At 50.5% G+C, this 15,983-nt stretch carries 12 protein-coding genes; all 12 read left to right on the forward strand.

The window, feature by feature from the left end; all coding sequences use genetic code 11:
- The first annotated feature begins 55 nt into the window (after positions 1 to 55).
- The 12 genes from CBE73_RS17695 (at position 56) to CBE73_RS17750 (ending at position 15,854) form a co-directional block, all read left to right on the forward strand.
- Positions 56 to 955, forward strand: coding sequence for a DUF5655 domain-containing protein (locus tag CBE73_RS17695; RefSeq protein ID WP_094095351.1), 900 nt, complete (start codon positions 56 to 58; stop codon positions 953 to 955).
- A gap of 204 nt (positions 956 to 1,159) precedes the next feature.
- Complete coding sequence (locus CBE73_RS17700; protein WP_094095352.1) at positions 1,160 to 2,017, forward strand: restriction endonuclease; 858 nt, start codon at positions 1,160 to 1,162, stop codon at positions 2,015 to 2,017.
- A gap of 404 nt (positions 2,018 to 2,421) precedes the next feature.
- Positions 2,422 to 4,380 carry a response regulator transcription factor gene (locus tag CBE73_RS17705; RefSeq protein WP_094095353.1) on the forward strand — a complete coding sequence of 653 codons (1,959 nt, stop codon included), beginning with the start codon at positions 2,422 to 2,424 and terminating at the stop codon, positions 4,378 to 4,380.
- Positions 4,377 to 6,155 (forward strand): sensor histidine kinase, encoded by a 1,779-nt coding sequence (locus CBE73_RS17710; protein ID WP_229752525.1) that lies wholly within the window; start codon positions 4,377 to 4,379, stop codon positions 6,153 to 6,155. The genes CBE73_RS17705 and CBE73_RS17710 overlap by 4 nt, the downstream gene beginning before the upstream one ends.
- 118 nt (positions 6,156 to 6,273) lie before the next feature.
- A complete protein-coding gene (locus CBE73_RS17715; RefSeq protein WP_094095354.1) occupies positions 6,274 to 7,677 on the forward strand; it encodes an ABC transporter substrate-binding protein in 1,404 nt (467 codons plus the stop codon).
- 96 nt (positions 7,678 to 7,773) lie between these two features.
- Complete coding sequence (locus tag CBE73_RS17720; protein ID WP_068693329.1) at positions 7,774 to 8,661, forward strand: carbohydrate ABC transporter permease; 888 nt, start codon at positions 7,774 to 7,776, stop codon at positions 8,659 to 8,661.
- A 56-nt stretch (positions 8,662 to 8,717) separates the two neighbouring features.
- A complete protein-coding gene (locus CBE73_RS17725; protein ID WP_094096395.1) occupies positions 8,718 to 9,488 on the forward strand; it encodes a carbohydrate ABC transporter permease in 771 nt (256 codons plus the stop codon).
- Positions 9,489 to 9,507: 19 nt separating this feature from the next.
- Positions 9,508 to 11,355 (forward strand): glycoside hydrolase family 127 protein, encoded by a 1,848-nt coding sequence (locus CBE73_RS17730; protein ID WP_229752527.1) that lies wholly within the window; start codon positions 9,508 to 9,510, stop codon positions 11,353 to 11,355.
- Positions 11,356 to 11,378: 23 nt separating this feature from the next.
- Entirely contained in the window at positions 11,379 to 12,299 is a 921-nt protein-coding gene (locus CBE73_RS17735) for a glycoside hydrolase family 43 protein (RefSeq protein ID WP_094095355.1), read from the forward strand.
- 160 nt (positions 12,300 to 12,459) lie between these two features.
- Positions 12,460 to 12,849, forward strand: coding sequence for an 8-oxo-dGTP diphosphatase MutT (mutT, locus tag CBE73_RS17740; protein WP_094095356.1), 390 nt, complete (start codon positions 12,460 to 12,462; stop codon positions 12,847 to 12,849).
- Between the two features lie 367 nt (positions 12,850 to 13,216).
- Positions 13,217 to 14,269, forward strand: a complete 1,053-nt coding sequence (locus tag CBE73_RS17745; protein WP_174704766.1) for a LacI family DNA-binding transcriptional regulator — start codon at positions 13,217 to 13,219, stop codon at positions 14,267 to 14,269.
- A 343-nt stretch (positions 14,270 to 14,612) separates the two neighbouring features.
- A complete protein-coding gene (locus CBE73_RS17750) occupies positions 14,613 to 15,854 on the forward strand; it encodes a sugar ABC transporter substrate-binding protein (RefSeq protein WP_157739615.1) in 1,242 nt (413 codons plus the stop codon).
- Positions 15,855 to 15,983: the final 129 nt, after the last annotated feature.

Genomic DNA, 15,983 nt, shown 5'->3' on the forward strand with positions numbered 1-15,983 from the left:
TGGTTTAGTGTCAATCTTAGGGTTATCTAGTTTTAGAAAGGGAGTGTAATGTCCAATGTCCGATATTAAACTGTTTTATACAAAGAGTGAAGTTATAGAATTACCTGCGGCTTCTGTAACTCTTGAAAGAGAATTACAATTATTAATTGAAAAGAATATGCCCACTTTTTTTGGAATAACTTTTCTGAAAAGCGAATATACCACGTCGAACGGTGGTAGAATAGACAGCTTGGGATTGGACGAAAACAATTGCCCTGTTATATTTGAATATAAAAGAACGAGTAACGAGAACGTTATCAACCAAGGATTATTTTATCTCGATTGGTTACTCGATCATAAAGCAGAGTTTGAGTTGTTAGTGATGAAAATCTTAGGGAAAGAGTGTTCGGATGAGTTAGATTGGAGTATGCCCAGACTGATCTGTATAGCAGGAGATTTTACAAAGTATGATGAATATGCAGTTAAACAGATCAATAGAAACATTGATCTCATACGTTACAAAAAATTTGGAGCGGATTTACTTATGCTGGAACTTGTGAATTCAAGTACGGTAAAACAATTTAATACTCAAGAACAAGGGGATAAATGGAGTAAGGCCTCTTCAGACAAAACCTTTCAAGAACAGCTTCATTCAACAACATCTGTGCTTAGAGAACTGTATTATTCTATTAGAGACTACATACTTGCACTCGGCGATGATCTTACAGAAAATCAGCTGAAGTTGTATACAGCGTTCAAAAAAATTAAAAACATCATTTGTGCAGAAGTCTACCAGAAGCAAATATTATTACATTTGAGACTAAATCCTGATGAGGTTGAACTTGAAGATGGATTTACTAGGGACATGCGTAATGTAGGGCATTTTGGAACGGGTGATTTGCAAATTATAGTTAAAACTCCTGAAGATTTTGAAAAGGCAAAACTTTTAATTGATAGAGCTTATAATTTAAACTAGATTAGAAGTTTTAACCACTTCTATTGAACAAAATTCAACACACCAATCCATAAATTAAGATTAGTTTGTTATAAAGCAAAAGAACCAGCTAAGTAGTTCCAATGCACCCTTGAGGGTGCATTTCTTTTTACCTAAATTTAGAGGATATATAGGATCAATTGTCGAAAAATGGATAAATACATAACCGGAAGGATGAGGTTCCAAATGGCTAGGACGTACAAAGCAGAGGGTAGGCAGTTGGCTTTTGCCTTAAGAGGTTTATTCGTTATTGGTGGACTTGCTATTTATTTCAGTATTCCAGGTTTGCACTGGGGATTCTTTTTTGGAATTATTCTGGTTGCAGTTTTAGCTGCAGAAATTCTGGGGGCAATGTGGACGCGGAAAAGGCGCACAAACAAAAAGCAGCAGACTAAAACCGGAAATAAGAAAAATACACAGACAGCTTCAAGACGCTCCAGCAATTCGGTTAGATCAGACGATATTATTTTGACTAGCCGACTCGATGATTTAACGGGTGCAGAATTTGAACGATTACTGGCACTTTATTTCCGAGATAAGGGCTACACCGTTAAGGAAGTAGGAGTAGGTGGAAGTGATGGTGGAGTTGATCTAGTTATCACAGACCGTCGTGGTGAGAAAACGGCTGTACAAGCCAAATGTTATGCGGATCATCATATGGTTCCGGTAATGACTGTACGTGAATTAGTTGCAGCCAAAAGAAATCATGATTGTATTCTGTCCTTACTTGTCACTACATCTGATCTGACCCCTCCTGCCAAGAAGGAGGCAGAACAATTTAAAGTCGACTATTGGCACGGGGGCCTTGTTGAGCAAAAGCTAACTGCTTGGGGAAAATGGAAACCTAGCAAGAAACGCCGTCCTATTGAAAAGAGACCTGCTACAGCCAAGTCTGAGATAGCTAAAGCTAAAAGAGAAGTTGCGGCAACAAACACTATGACGTGCAAATGCGGTGCTCCAATGGTTCGAAGAAAGAGTAAGGAAGGGACAGAATTTTGGGGTTGTAGTACCTTTCCGAAGTGCCGGAATACAAGAAAAGTGTGACGTTTTAAACTTGTTTATATTTTCAAAGTGGAAAAAATCTAAAGGAGCGATAATTCCAGTGGCCGACCTATTAATCTCAATTAAAAGGCAAAAAGAGCTTCGCAAATGGAAAGTAATTTTATTTCCTAAGCATACGTGGACTTAGCTTCGAATCAGGTTAAGGTTGAGTTTGATGAAGAGTAGAATAATATAGTGATAGACCGCTCCTTCGACAGGGCGGTCTAGTTCTTTTGAACAACGAAGCAGCTCCCAATCCAACCCGCAGCAAAATTCCCCTTGATTTCCCCACGCTTTCCACCCAAAATAACAATAAAATGTTTACCCTGAAATTCCAATGTCCATGAAAGTTTAGCCTATTACGCCAACGAAGGAACTTTAAGCTAACCAGAATGGAGGGTTAAGCGTTGAAAATACTTATCGTAGACGATGAACCGAGGCACCTTCGGGGGATGGTGAATCTGATCCGCCAGCTGCGTCCGGAGGCGGAGTTGACAGCGGCGAAGGATGGTGTCGCTGCACTGGAGCAGGTTAGGCGAGATTGTCCGGAAGCGATTTTGACGGACATCCGGATGCCTCATATGGACGGGCTGGCTTTTCTCGGGAAGCTGAAAGAGGAAGGGATTTTTTCCAAAGTGATTATTGTATCCGCTTACAATATGTTTGAATATGCGCAGACGGCGATCCGCCACGGGGCTTATGATTATTTGTTAAAGCCGGTAGAGATCGAGAGCGTGGAACGTTTGCTGGACCGGATTGAGCTTCAGTTGCGGTTGGAATCGAACCAGCGTAGAGAAGCGGAAGCCTTGAAGCAGCAGCTGACGCTGGCTTCCTCGGCTTACCGCAGCCGGCTGTATCTGTCATGGCTTAACGAGAGCTTGACGCCTTCGGAACAAAGGGAGATGGAGAAGGAAGAGTGGCTGAAGGGCGGAGGACTCCTTATTTATTCTGAACTGAGGGGAGTAGGAGCCGCAGGAGGAATCATGGGAACCGAAGCCGAGGAGGAGAACATCAGCGAGACTGTTTATTTGCAAATGCCAGAGCATGCCCATGAGCAAGCTCAGACGCAAGGCCTTGAGCAAAGCCTGGAACAAGTTCTGGAGCAAGGCTGGTCGAAGCTGGGGAAAGCACTTACTCTTACGATTTCCCAGAATGGTCTCCAAAAGCGGGGGATTCACGCGGTAACCTTGGTACATACATCTCAGCCCATCTTCTCCGTGTCCCCTCCATATACGCCTGCCGCGGAAAAACTGCTGCGGTCAATTGCCGATTCAATCTCCGCCGAGTTGGCGATGGCCGGGAATTTGCTAACGCATGGACTTGCCATGACCGGGCGGCTGACGCACGGGGTTAGCCCATACTGCGAGTTGCTAATAAAGGGCGGGCCGCAGGCGTATCGGGCGGCGCGGGAAGCTAATGAGCATAACTTTTTTTCAAACTGGAATGGACTGTTCCTGTATGGTCAGCAGCGACTGGAGTCTTCTTGTTATCCGGCTGTTCCTTCCTACCAATCTGCTTCCTCCTACCAACCTGCTTCCGGCCATTCTACTTCCCGCCATCCTGCACCTCCCGTCCAACCTGCGTCTCCCCGTTTTCCTGCACCTTCCAGCAGTCAAGCTCCGGAAGATTCGGGCAAGTTATCTATAGATCTGGAGAGCCTGTTTGAAGCGCTGCTGGATAATGGTGACAGGGGTGTGAGCAAGGTTGAGATTGAGGGCAGCGCTCGGCCCAAAGCTTCCGCCGATGCCGCCGACCTCGCCATCATTCAGTGCCGGTCCGCCTTCGACCGGCTTTCCAATTCCGGCTATGCAAGCCCGGTCCTCCTCAAAGAGCAAGCTTCGCTGCTCCTGATGAAGCTCCAGAGCAGAATCCGTGAGCTGGTGGACCGGAGGCTGGACAGCCGGCTTACGCAATCTGCGGCGGCGCTGGTTCAAGAATGCCATACTTATGACGAGCTTATGGCCTTGCTGGAGCAAAGTCTGCGTGAAATCCACCAGGCTTTGAAGCAAATCCAGCAGGATAAAAGCGAAGTTGTCGTGGCCAGTTGTCTCAGGTGGATCGAAGAGCATATGAAGGAGGATTTGACGCTTGAGCGGGCTGCGGACCATTTTTTCTTTAATGCGTCTTATTTCAGCACGTTTATGAAGAACAAGACGGGACGGACTTTTTCCGAGCATGTTACGGCGATCCGCATGAAGCGGGCCAAGGAGCTGCTGGCGGAGAACAAGCTTAAAATCTACGAAATTTCTGCAGAATGCGGATATCAGGATACGAAATATTTTTGCCGGGTATTCAAGAAGCATTACGGCCTGTCGCCGCAAGCCTACAAACATGCTTCCCTGCCGGAAAGGAGGAGCATGGAATGAGAATGAAGACCACTTTCCGGTCGCGGATTCTGGCGAGTTATATTTTTCTGATTGCGGTGCCGCTCATCGTGCTTGGGGTGCTGTATTACCGGACGAGTCTGCAGGTGGTGCGGGAGCAGGCGCAGCGGAACGAATATGAGATCGTGAAGAAAAACAACGCGCTCATGGACACGAAGCTCGGGATGATCGAGCAGAACAGCCAGGCTCTATTTCTGGATAAGGATTTGTTCCGCATCTTCAGCAACCTCGATCCTTCCAATCAAGCGGAGTTGTTTGAAGCGGACCGCCAGGTTTCGTCGGTGCTGGGCAAATATTTTACGTTAAATGAGGATGTCTATGCTTACCAGCTGTGGACGTCCTATTTCACTTTCGGGCAAAGTCTGCCGCAGGGTGATCCCACCCAGTCCGACGTGTACCGCAAGGCCAAGGAGGCCGGGGGCAAACTGGTCTGGTATCCGACCTATAATTTCTCCAGTATGTTTAATCAGTCTTATTTGCAGGGCGGCAGCCTGGATTTCAGCCATTTGTTCTCCGCGACGCGGTACATGGACTTCTCGTATTTGACGAATACAACGCTTGAGAAAATGCCTCCCGGCGCGGAGCGCCCGGTTCTGACGATCAGCTTCAAACTAGATGCTTTGAAATCGCTTTATGAAGAGAGCTTTCCGGAGGGCTCCAGCTATTTGATCCTGGATTCCAATGATCAGGTCGTGGCGAGCAGCGATCCCGCTAAAATCACGCAAAACGACAAAGAGCCGTGGCTGCAGCAGCTGCAGCGGCAGAACAGCGGCACGCTCAGAATGAAGCTGGACGGGAAACCGGTCATCGTCTGCTTTGATCGCTCCGCCGTTACCGGCTGGATTTCGGTGGTCTGGACGCCGGAGTCGGCGCTGGTAAGCAGCCTGGTGCCGGTCATCCGCACGTCAAGCCTGCTTGTGGCGGTGATGATGGGCATCCTGGCGTTAGTATTGGCGTATTTCATGGCAGGCCGGATTACGAAGCCAATCAAAAAGCTGCTGAGCGCAATGCGGTCGGTAGGCGGAGGGGATTTTCAGACCCAGGTGGCTTATCATAGCAACGACGAGTTTGGGATTCTGCTCTACCGCTTCAACCGCATGAACGAACAAATCCGGGTGCTGGTGACGGAGAATTATGAGATCAAGCTGCGGGAGCAGGAGGCGGAGATTCAGGCGCTCAGCATGCAGATGAATCCGCATTTTCTGTACAACACGTTAAACGTCATGAACTGGACGGCGATTGAGAACGGGCAGCGCGAGCTCAGCAAAATGCTTGTTTGTTTATCGAGCATGCTGCACTATACGTCGCGGAAGGATTGGGGAGCGGTTCATCTGTCGGAGGAAACGGCGTGGATGAGCAATTATTTTTATATTATGAGCGCCCGCTTTGAGGACAAGTTCACCGTGAGCTATGACATTGATCCCCGGCTGTATGAATTTAAGGTTCCGCGCCTGCTGTTTCAGCCTTTTGTTGAAAATGCGATTTTGCACGGCTTTGACCAGGTCGATACAGGAGGGGCCATTGCTATCCGCGGCTGGATCGAAGGGGACACCCGGCATTTCGAGATTGCCGATAACGGCCGGGGGATGAGCAGCGAAACGGTGCAGGCGATTTTGTATGAGGAGTCCACTTCGATTGGCATTAAAAATACGATCGCCCGGATTCACTTAACGTATGGCGGGGAATACGGCATCTCCATCAGCTCCGAGCCGGGTTCGGGAACAAGGGTGCGGATCAGGCTGCCGCTGCATGCCTAAAAATAGTCCACCCTTCCAAAGAGTTTCGGGTTATGTAAGCGCTGCCCTTGAATTTATAATCAAAGCAACATAGACTGCAGCTATGAATCCAAGGATGGAATCGAGAGGGGTTCAGGAAATGAAAAGACAAAGGAAACCGATCATAGTCCTCATCGTCTTGATGTTTATGTTTGTTGCCGTCATCTCCGGCTGCGGAACACCTGGTGCGAGCAACAACTCATCCTCGCCTTCGGCATCCGGCGAATCCGGCTCGAAGGAGAAAATTACGCTCCGCATGACCGTATGGGGTTCACCGGAGGAAGTCGCTGCCTACAAATTTGCGATTCAGCGTTTCGAAGAGAAGTTCCCGAATATCAAGGTGGAGCTGCAGCATATTGCCGCTGATTATGACACCAAGCTGACGACGATGGTGGCGGGCAATGACGTACCGGATATCGCCATGATGGAATCGGGTACGATCGCCTACCCGCTCGCCGAGCAGGGGAAATTCTATAATCTGCAGGAGTTTCTGAGCAAAGACCAGTTCATCAACGTGGACAGTCTCGTTCCGAACATCATGTATTCGCTGGAGCCGGGCAACGTGATCGGCATCGGGCCTGGCCCGGAATCCTTTGGCCTCTTCTACAATGAAGATATCTTTAAGGAAGCAGGCATTGCCCCTCCTCCAAGCAAGCTGTCGGAGGCCTGGACATGGGATGAATTTGTGGACGTAGCCAAAAAGCTGACCGTCGATAAAAATGGCAAGACCGCCGATGATCCGGACTTTGATCCTAAAAACATCAAGCAATACGGCGTAAGCGCCTCGACCTGGTGGGGCGTGTACAGCAACTTCATTTATTCTAACGGCGGGGATTTTGTCTCTGCGGACGGCAAAAAGTTTGCTTTAAATGAACCTGCGGCAGTGGATGCGCTGCAAAAAATGTCCGACTTGATCAATGTCTATCATGTTTCGCCTTCACCGGTGCAAGCGAAGAACATCCCGGCCACCAACATTGCGCTGCAAACCAAAAAGGTGGCGATGGCCATTGACGGGCAGTGGGCGACCGCCGGACTGGCGCAGTCCAAATTTAATTTCAACGTAGGCGTATTGCCTGTTCTGAAAGACCCGGTCACGACCGTCGTTTGCGGCATGTTCTCGATGTTCAAATCGACGAAACATCCGCAGGAGGCCTGGGAGCTGCTGAAGGCTTTGATCGATCCGGAGGCTTCGATCGAAATGATTACGAGCGGCACCTGGATGCCGTCGTATAAGAATTGGTACACCGAACCGGATATGCTCGCCAAATGGACGGACAATCTGGATGCACGCCCGTCCGGCTATAAAGACGCCATCGTGGACGTCATTTTGACGAAAGGACATCAGACGCCAACCGGCTATGTAAAGAACTTCAACAAGATCATGGACATCGTGAATCCGGCCTTGGATAAAGTGTGGCTGGGCCAGCAGACGGCGCAGGAAGCGATGGATGCAGTCGCCGCCAAAGCGCAGGCGCAGGTGCAGGGACGGCGGGATATTAAATAGCGAAGAAAACCGCGAGGCTGCGAGGAAGCGAAGACGACGTTCTGCTTAATGGGCCATTGTCTTCTTCCTCGGGAGCTTACGGGAGGGGAGGCAGACATGCGCAAAGGCTTATGGTACGGACTGCTGTTCACCGCGCCGGCGATCCTTGGTTTTATCATTTTCACGCTGGGACCGATGATTGCAAGCTTGGTGCTCAGCTTAACCAACTACAACGTATTTAAGGATCAGACCTCTTTTGTCGGATTCAGCAACTATGCGAGACTGTTTTCCGGGGAGGACGACCTTTTTTATAAATCTTTGGGGGTCACTTTCTATTTTGTACTCCTACGGGTGCCGGCCGTTATTATTGTATCCTTTGCCATAGCTTTATTGCTGAACATGAACGTGAAGGGCAGAGCGGTGTTCCGGACGATTATTTACCTGCCGAGCATCGTGCCGGCCGTAGCGTCAGCGATGATCTGGATGTGGCTGATGAACCCGGATTTGGGGCTGCTGAATTCGATGCTGGGCTGGCTGCATATTCCGGCGAGCAATTGGCTGTATGCGGAAGGCTCCGTTATTCCTTCGGTTGTGCTGACCACGCTGTGGGGGATCGGCAGCACGGTGATTATTTTTCTGGCCGGTCTGTCGGGGATTCCCCAATCTTATTACGAGGCGATTGAAGTGGACGGGGGAGGCTGGTACAGCAAGCTGCGCCAGATTACGATTCCGATGGTTTCGCCTACGTTGTTTTTTAATACGATCATGGCGATCATAGGCTCCTTCCAGGTCTTTAACGAAGCCTACATTCTGACCCAGGGCGGACCGAACAACCGAAGTTTGTTTTATGTGTTCTACCTGTGGAGAACCGGCTTCCGGGACACCGAGATGGGTTATGCCTCGGCATTGGCCTGGATTCTATTCCTCATTATCATGGTGTTTACGTTCATCACCTTTAAAACCTCGAAGTCCTGGGTGTATTACGAAGGAGGGGAGCGCCCGTGAGAACGTCGAAGCTTACGCTGGCCGCAGGGTATACGGCTCTTATCCTGATTTCGCTCATGTTTATTATTCCGTTCATCTGGCTCCTTCGCAGCTCGCTGATGGATTTATCGCAAATCTTCACGATGCCGCCCGAATGGATTCCGGAGCCGTTTCATTGGGATAATTTCCGGAGGGCGCTGACCGCGCTGCCTTTTGACATCTTTTTTAAGAATACGCTTATCATTGTGATCGGTGTTCTGATTGGAACGGTGGCGACCAGCAGCATTGCCGCCTTCGGGTTTGCGCGCATTCAATGGAAGGGCCGGGATACCGTGTTTGCCATTCTGATGACCAGCATGATGCTGCCGTTTGCGGTGACGATGATTCCAAGCTTTCTGGGCTGGAAAATGCTCGGCTTCTACGACACGCTGTATCCGCTGATCGTGCCCGCTTACTTCGGAGGGGGAATCTTTAATATTTTCCTGCTGCGGCAGTTTTATTTAACGATTCCCAGAGATTTCGACGAGGCAGCCGTTGTGGACGGGGCCAGCTATTTTCAGATTTACTGGAGCATTATTTTCCCGCTGAGCCGTTCGGCGCTTATTGTGGTGGCTCTGTTCAGCTTCCTGGGCTCCTGGAACGACTTTATGGGGCCGCTGATTTATTTGAAGAGCGACAAGCTGTTTACGCTGGCTTTAGGTTTGCAGATGTTCCAGGGTTCGTATAGTGCGCAGTGGGATTTGCTGATGGCGGCTTCGGCGGTGGTGGTGCTGCCTTGCGTGGTTGTATTTCTGATCGGACAACGTTATTTCCTGGAGGGCATCACTTTAACGGGACTGAAGGGATAAGGAAAGCGAGGAGAGGTTAGTGACGACAACTGCAAAGCAAGTGGGGGTTGTGAACTGGGATGAAGTCTCTTTCACAAAAGTGAAAATGACGGATCACTTCTGGCGGCCGCGGCTCGAAGTCTTAAACAAGATTACGCTGCCCAGCTGCCTGGAGAAATGCGAGGATACGGGCCGCATCGCGAATTTCGCCAAAGCCGGCGGCCTGATCGAAGGGGAGTTCGAGGGGATTTACTTCAATGATTCCGATGTGTATAAGGTGCTCGAAGGGGTGGCTTATTCGCTGATGCTGGAGCGGGATAAGGGGCTGGAGGCTGAAGCGGACCGGATCATTGATCTTATTGCCGCGGCACAGGAACCGGACGGTTATTTATGCACGTATTATACGCTGGTCGCTCCGGACGACAAATGGACGGACATGGAGAAACATGAAATGTACAACGGAGGGCATCTGATCGAAGCTGCCGTTGCTTACTTTGATGCCACCGGAAAAAGAAAGCTGCTTGACGTCGCCTGCCGGCTGGCCGATCATTACGACCAAACCTTCGGCCCGGGCAAGCGGCATTGGGTGGAAGGGCATCAGGAAGTCGAACTGGCGCTGATCAAGCTTTACCGGGCTACCGGGGAGGAACGGTATTGGAAGCTGGCCTGCTGGCTGCTGGAAGAACGGGGGCACGGCCATGGCGTTGGCGCCATCTGGGATAAACCGGAGTGGGGACCCGCCTACTGCCAGGACGATGTGCCGGTCCGGGAGATTAAGAAAGTAACGGGACATGCCGTTCGCGCCATGTACCTCTATTCGGCGATGGCCGATGCCGTGCATGTGTCGGGCGATCCGGCTTATGTAGACGCTTTGCAACGCGTCTGGGCGCATACGGTAGAGCGCAATATGTATGTGACTGGAGGCATCGGGCCTTCCCATCACAATGAAGGTTTTACGCATGACTATGATTTGCCGAATGAATCTGCTTACTGCGAAACCTGCGCAGCCATTGCCATGGTGTTCTGGAACCACCGGATGAACCTGCTCTTTGGGGACGGCAAATATGCGGATGTGGTCGAGCGTGAAATGTATAACGGCGCGCTGTCCGGCATTGCTTTGTCGGGGGACCGTTTTTTCTACGTAAATCCGCTTGCCTCTGAGGGGCATCATCACCGCGTGCCTTGGTTTGATACCTCCTGCTGCCCGACGAATCTGGCCCGTTTCCTGCCCTCCATCGGACAATATGTGTATGCCCGGACGGATCAAGGCCTTGTGGTCAACCAGTATATGCAAGGTGAAGCCGAAATTGCGCTGAAGAACGGGAACCGGGTCACGCTGAAACAGAAGACCTCCTACCCTTGGAGCGGAACCGTCCAGCTGGAGGTGTCCCCGGAGACAAGCGGCGTGTTCACTCTCCAATTGCGGGTGCCCGGCTGGTGCCGAGGCTACCGGGTTCAGGCGGGAGGAGAATGGCTGTCCGGCGTGGAAGCTTTAGTGGAACGCGGTTATCTTTCGATTGAGCGTCATTGGGCCGCGGGCGATACGATTCTCCTGGAACTCGATATGCCTGTTCAGCTGAATCGGGCCAAACAGGAAGTGGAAGCCGACAGAGGCCGGGTCGCTGTGCAGCGTGGTCCCGTCGTTTATTGCATCGAGCAAGTTGATCATCCCGGGCTGAAGTATGATGAAATGACTTGGTCCGCTTTCGGGAAGCTGCGGGTTGAATACCGCTCAGACCTGCTGGGCGGGATTGCTGCGCTCGAAGGCAAAGACGGAAGCGGCAGGACCTGCCGGTTTATCCCTTATTATGCCTGGGATAACCGGGAGCCGGGATTTATGCAGGTGTGGATCCGGGAGAAGGAAGAGGAGCAGCTTTATAAGTTCTAGAAGTTAGAAAGGAGCGACTGCAATTGCCGCCACTAAACATCGCGAATCCGATCATTCCCGGCTGGTATGCGGACCCTGAAGCCAGAACGTATGAGGGGAAACACTGGATCTTTGCGACCCGGTCCTTCACGGAATATACGAAGCAGATGAATCTGGACGCCTTCAGCTCCGATAATCTGACCGATTGGGAGAAACATGAAGGCATAATCGAAATGGCCGATTTCCCTTGGATTTGGAGAGCGGTTTGGGCACCCACCCATATCGAACACAACGGAAAATATTATCTCGTCTTTGCCTCCAACGATATTCAATCCGACGAGGAAATCGGCGGTTTGGAGATTGCGGTTGCCGACCGCCCGGAAGGGCCATACAGGGGTCACTTGGGGAAACCGCTGGTGAACCGGTTTATTCATCAGGCCCAGCCGATTGATGCCCATCTGTTCAAAGACGAGGATGGAACCGTTTATCTCTACTACGGCGGCTGGGGACACTGCAACGTGGCACAAATGAATGACGAGATGACCGGATTTGTTCCGTTGACGGGCAATAGCGAGGATAGCGGACAGAGTACGGATAGCGTGGAAGAATTCCGTTCCATCACGCCGGAGGGATATGTGGAAGGTCCCTGCATGATCAAGAAAGACGGACTCTATTATCTCATGTGGTCCATGGGCGGCTGGACGAACGGAACCTACCGCGTAGCTTATGGCGTGAGCGACAATCCTCTGGGGCCGTTCGAGAATAAAGGCACGATTCTGGAGCGGCAGGAGCCGATTGCAGAAGGTCCGGGGCATCACGGTTACCTGCATCTCCAGGAGCAGGACGAATGGCTGATTGTCTATCACCGCCGAATTATCGGAGATACGGAGCCTGGGCATCGCCAGCTGTGCATCGACCGGATGCGGATCGGTGGAGAAACGATTGAGCCGGTGGTTATGACCTGATCTAATTTAATTTGGCTTAACTTGTTTGGCTTTATAATCCTTCATGAAGACACCTGCTGTTACCGGCAGGTGTCTTTCGGTATAATATGGAAGGAGTTGTTCAGCCATTGAAGAGAAGGATTTACATAGTTAATAAGGCATTAGGACGGGGAGCGAAGTCATGATCGAAGTAGCCGCAGCCATCATTGAAAATGAACAAGGCCAAATATTAATTGCCAGACGTAAGAAAGAAAAATCCCAGGGTGGCCTGTGGGAGTTCCCCGGCGGTAAGCTGGAGCCTGATGAATCGGTTGAGGCATGTCTGAAGCGGGAGCTCCGGGAGGAAATGAACATTGAGATCCAGCCGTATGAATCGTTTGGCGTGAATGAACATGACTACGGATCGGTGCATATCCGATTGTTTGCGTATAAGGCGACCTTTGTCAGAGGAGAAATCGTACTCGTTGATCACGACCGTGTGGAATGGGTGCGTCCCGAAGAGTTGAAGACGTATGAGTTTGCTCCGGCGGACGTGAAGTTTGTGGAGATGTTAATGCTGGAGAGGGAATAGCCGTAAGTTGGAGTCTCTCTTTATTGCTGTTAAGGAGACCAAGAGAATGGCATGGATTGAAAATTTATAGGAAAATGCGTGCAGGGAAGCAGTAAGGGAACGGGAAAAGTACATGCGGACTGGACTCGCTATACTAGATTACCGTAACGGATAACCATTAAATTGAACCATTGCAGAGAGGTAGTAGAATTAAATGAATTCTGGCTCATCTTAAATGACGTACGTACATCAAAATATCGAAATTTTTAATCAAATTTTATTGACACCTAAAAAAATCAGCGTTATGATCGTGACAACACCTAACATATAACACTACAACAGTTTTTATCATTGCCATATGAAAGCGAATACAGTTGCGGAGCGAATTATGAACGAGACGAAACGAATGACTTTAAAGGAAATTTCCCGGCAGATCGGCATTTCGGTTGCAACGGTGGACCGGGTTCTGAATAACCGGGGCAACGTGAAACCCGAGACGTACCGGAAAGTGATGGAGAAGCTGGGCGAACTGAATTACAAGCCGAACAAATCGGCGAGTTTCCTGTCGCGGAAGAAGGAGATTTCGGTCGCCGTCGTGTTCCCCGAGCTGCCGGATTATTTCTGGAGCCAGATTGAGAAAGGCGTAGAAGTGGCGACGGAGGAACTGCGCGATTACGGGCTGCGGATCGAGCTGTTCAAATCGGAGAAATACGATATGGAGAAGCAGAAGCAGGTGGTTCAGGATATTATCGACAGCAAGGCGTTTGACGCGATTGCGGTTTCGCCGAACGATTCGGAGGAAATGGCCGAGCTGATCGACCGCGCCATGGACGAAGGCATCGCGGTTTGTACCTTCAACAACGACTCGCCGTTCAGCAAACGGTTGTTTTATGTCGGCTGCGATTATCGGATTGCCGGCAGGCTCGCTGCGGATATGCTGTGCAAAATGACAGGGCCCGGAGCGAAGTTCGGTCTGATTACCTCGGACGCTTCTTCCATTCCTTCGGCCACTACGTTCCAGCTCCAGCAAAAAATCACCGGCTTCCGTGAAGTGGTCGCCGAACAGCGGGCGCAGCTGACCCAGCTGCTTAAACTGAAGCAGGAAGAATATGATCAGCCCGGCATATTCGCAGACTTGTTCGCCCAGGTGGATGCGGTTTATGTGACCAGCGCCAAGCTGCATATTGTTGCCAGACATTTGGAGCAGGCGGGCTTGACCGGAAAGATGCCGCTCATCGGTCATGATATGACGGAGGAAATCTATGAGGACCTGCAGCGGCAGCTTGTCTCGGCAACAATTTGCCAAGATCCGGTGAATCAGGGCTACCTGGCGGTCAAAACTCTTTTTGATTATCTTGCTTATAATGAACCTATTGATTTGAAGGAACATATCACCAAACTTGAGCTGGTGACCCGGGAGAACGCGAGATATTACATTTAATACCGGAATGTAGTAGATATCCGGCCTTATCATCCATTCCCTACAAGGGAGTGGAGTTATTCGGAGTAAAATGATGTACGTACATCATTTTGTTATTGATTTCAATCAGTGATTTATTCCTTGAAAGGGGGGATGCAAAACCGGGGTGAAGAGAGCTTTTTCTATATTGGGCTCGATGTTCTAGCCGCTATGTTCTAATGCCCACATTCTTGTCCATATTCTAATGTTCGTGCTCAAGCTACAGGGGTCACCTGAGGGCTTGCCAGAGAGAGAAATGAAACCGTTTTTTTCGCTAGAAGCGGCCCTTCAGGCCGTCTTACCAAGCAAAGAAAGGAGCGTTCAAATGAGCCATACAAGAAAGATGTTATCCGCCGTAATTGCGGTCCTTTTGCTGCTGACGATCACCGCTTGCTCCGGAACCGGCCAAGCGGACGGCGGGAAGCAGACGATTACCTGGTGGGATACGATGACAACGGAGGGCAGCGTGAATGCCATCAACAAGATTATTAGCGAATATGAGGCGGTCCATCCGAATGTCGTAATCAAACGGACTTATCTTTCCTACAACGATATCAAGACGAAGCTGCTGCTCGGTTCGATCGGCGACAAAGGGCCGGATATTTTGTGGATCGACAGCGCCGACCATCAAACCTTTGCCGCGGCGGGCGTGCTCGCCGATATTACGGACGAAGTGAAGGCCTGGGGGCAAGCCGATAAATACGTAAAAGGACCGTGGTCATCGACCGTTTATGAGGGCCGGAATTACGGGGTGCCGGTAGGCAGCAATAACCTGGCCCTTTTTTACAACAAAGATATGCTGGAGCAGGCCGGCCTGAAGCCGCCGACCAATTGGGAGGAACTGCAGACAGCGGCCGCCAAGCTGACGAAAGGCAATGTGTTTGGTTTTGCGATGAGTGCGGTCAAAACGGAGGAAGGTACGTTTCAATTTTTGCCGTTTCTGCTGCAGGCAGGAGCCGATGTTACGGACTTTGATGCACCGGGAACTTTGAAAGCGCTAACCCTGCTGACGGATATGGTCAACAAAGGGTATATGTCCCGGGAAATCGTGACCCAGAAGCAGGCGGATACTGCCACGCAGTTTGCTGCCGGGAAGCTGGCGATGATGGAGAACGGCACCTGGCAGATTCCGTTCCTCGATCAGAATTCGAAAGTGAACTGGGGCGTTGTGCCGCTGCCGGCCGATCAGCAGTCGGCTACCGTGCTTGGCGGCGAAAACTGGGCGATTTCCGCAGCCTCCAAACACAAAGAAACGGCGTTTGACATCATCCAGTTTGCCAACGAGCCGGACCGGCTGAAGGAGCTTTTGAAGACAAACGGACGGCTGCCGAGCCGAGGGGATCTGCTTCAAGATCCGTTTTGGCAGTCGGATGAAAGAATGAAGGTTTTTGCCGACAGCATGCTGGATTCCAAAGCGCGGGCTTACGGCCCGAATTATGCGAGCATTTCCGAAGCGATTCAAACGATGATGCAGGAAGCTTTTACCGGTGCTGAAACGCCGGAAGCCGCTCAGAAAAAGGCCAGCGCTGCCATTCATAAATTACTTGAGGAACAGCAGGCCGACTAAGCGGTGTGCGAGGTGCGCACTAACGATATTTTTACGATGTTTCAATAACAATTCTGTTGGCGTGTGCACGTCGCATGATCGGCGTACGCCACCCCCTATGCGATGAAATTCCGAAAGGAGGAATCCGTC

Origin of the sequence: Paenibacillus physcomitrellae (genome assembly GCF_002240225.1) — a bacterium.
GTDB lineage: Bacteria > Bacillota > Bacilli > Paenibacillales > Paenibacillaceae > Fontibacillus > Fontibacillus physcomitrellae.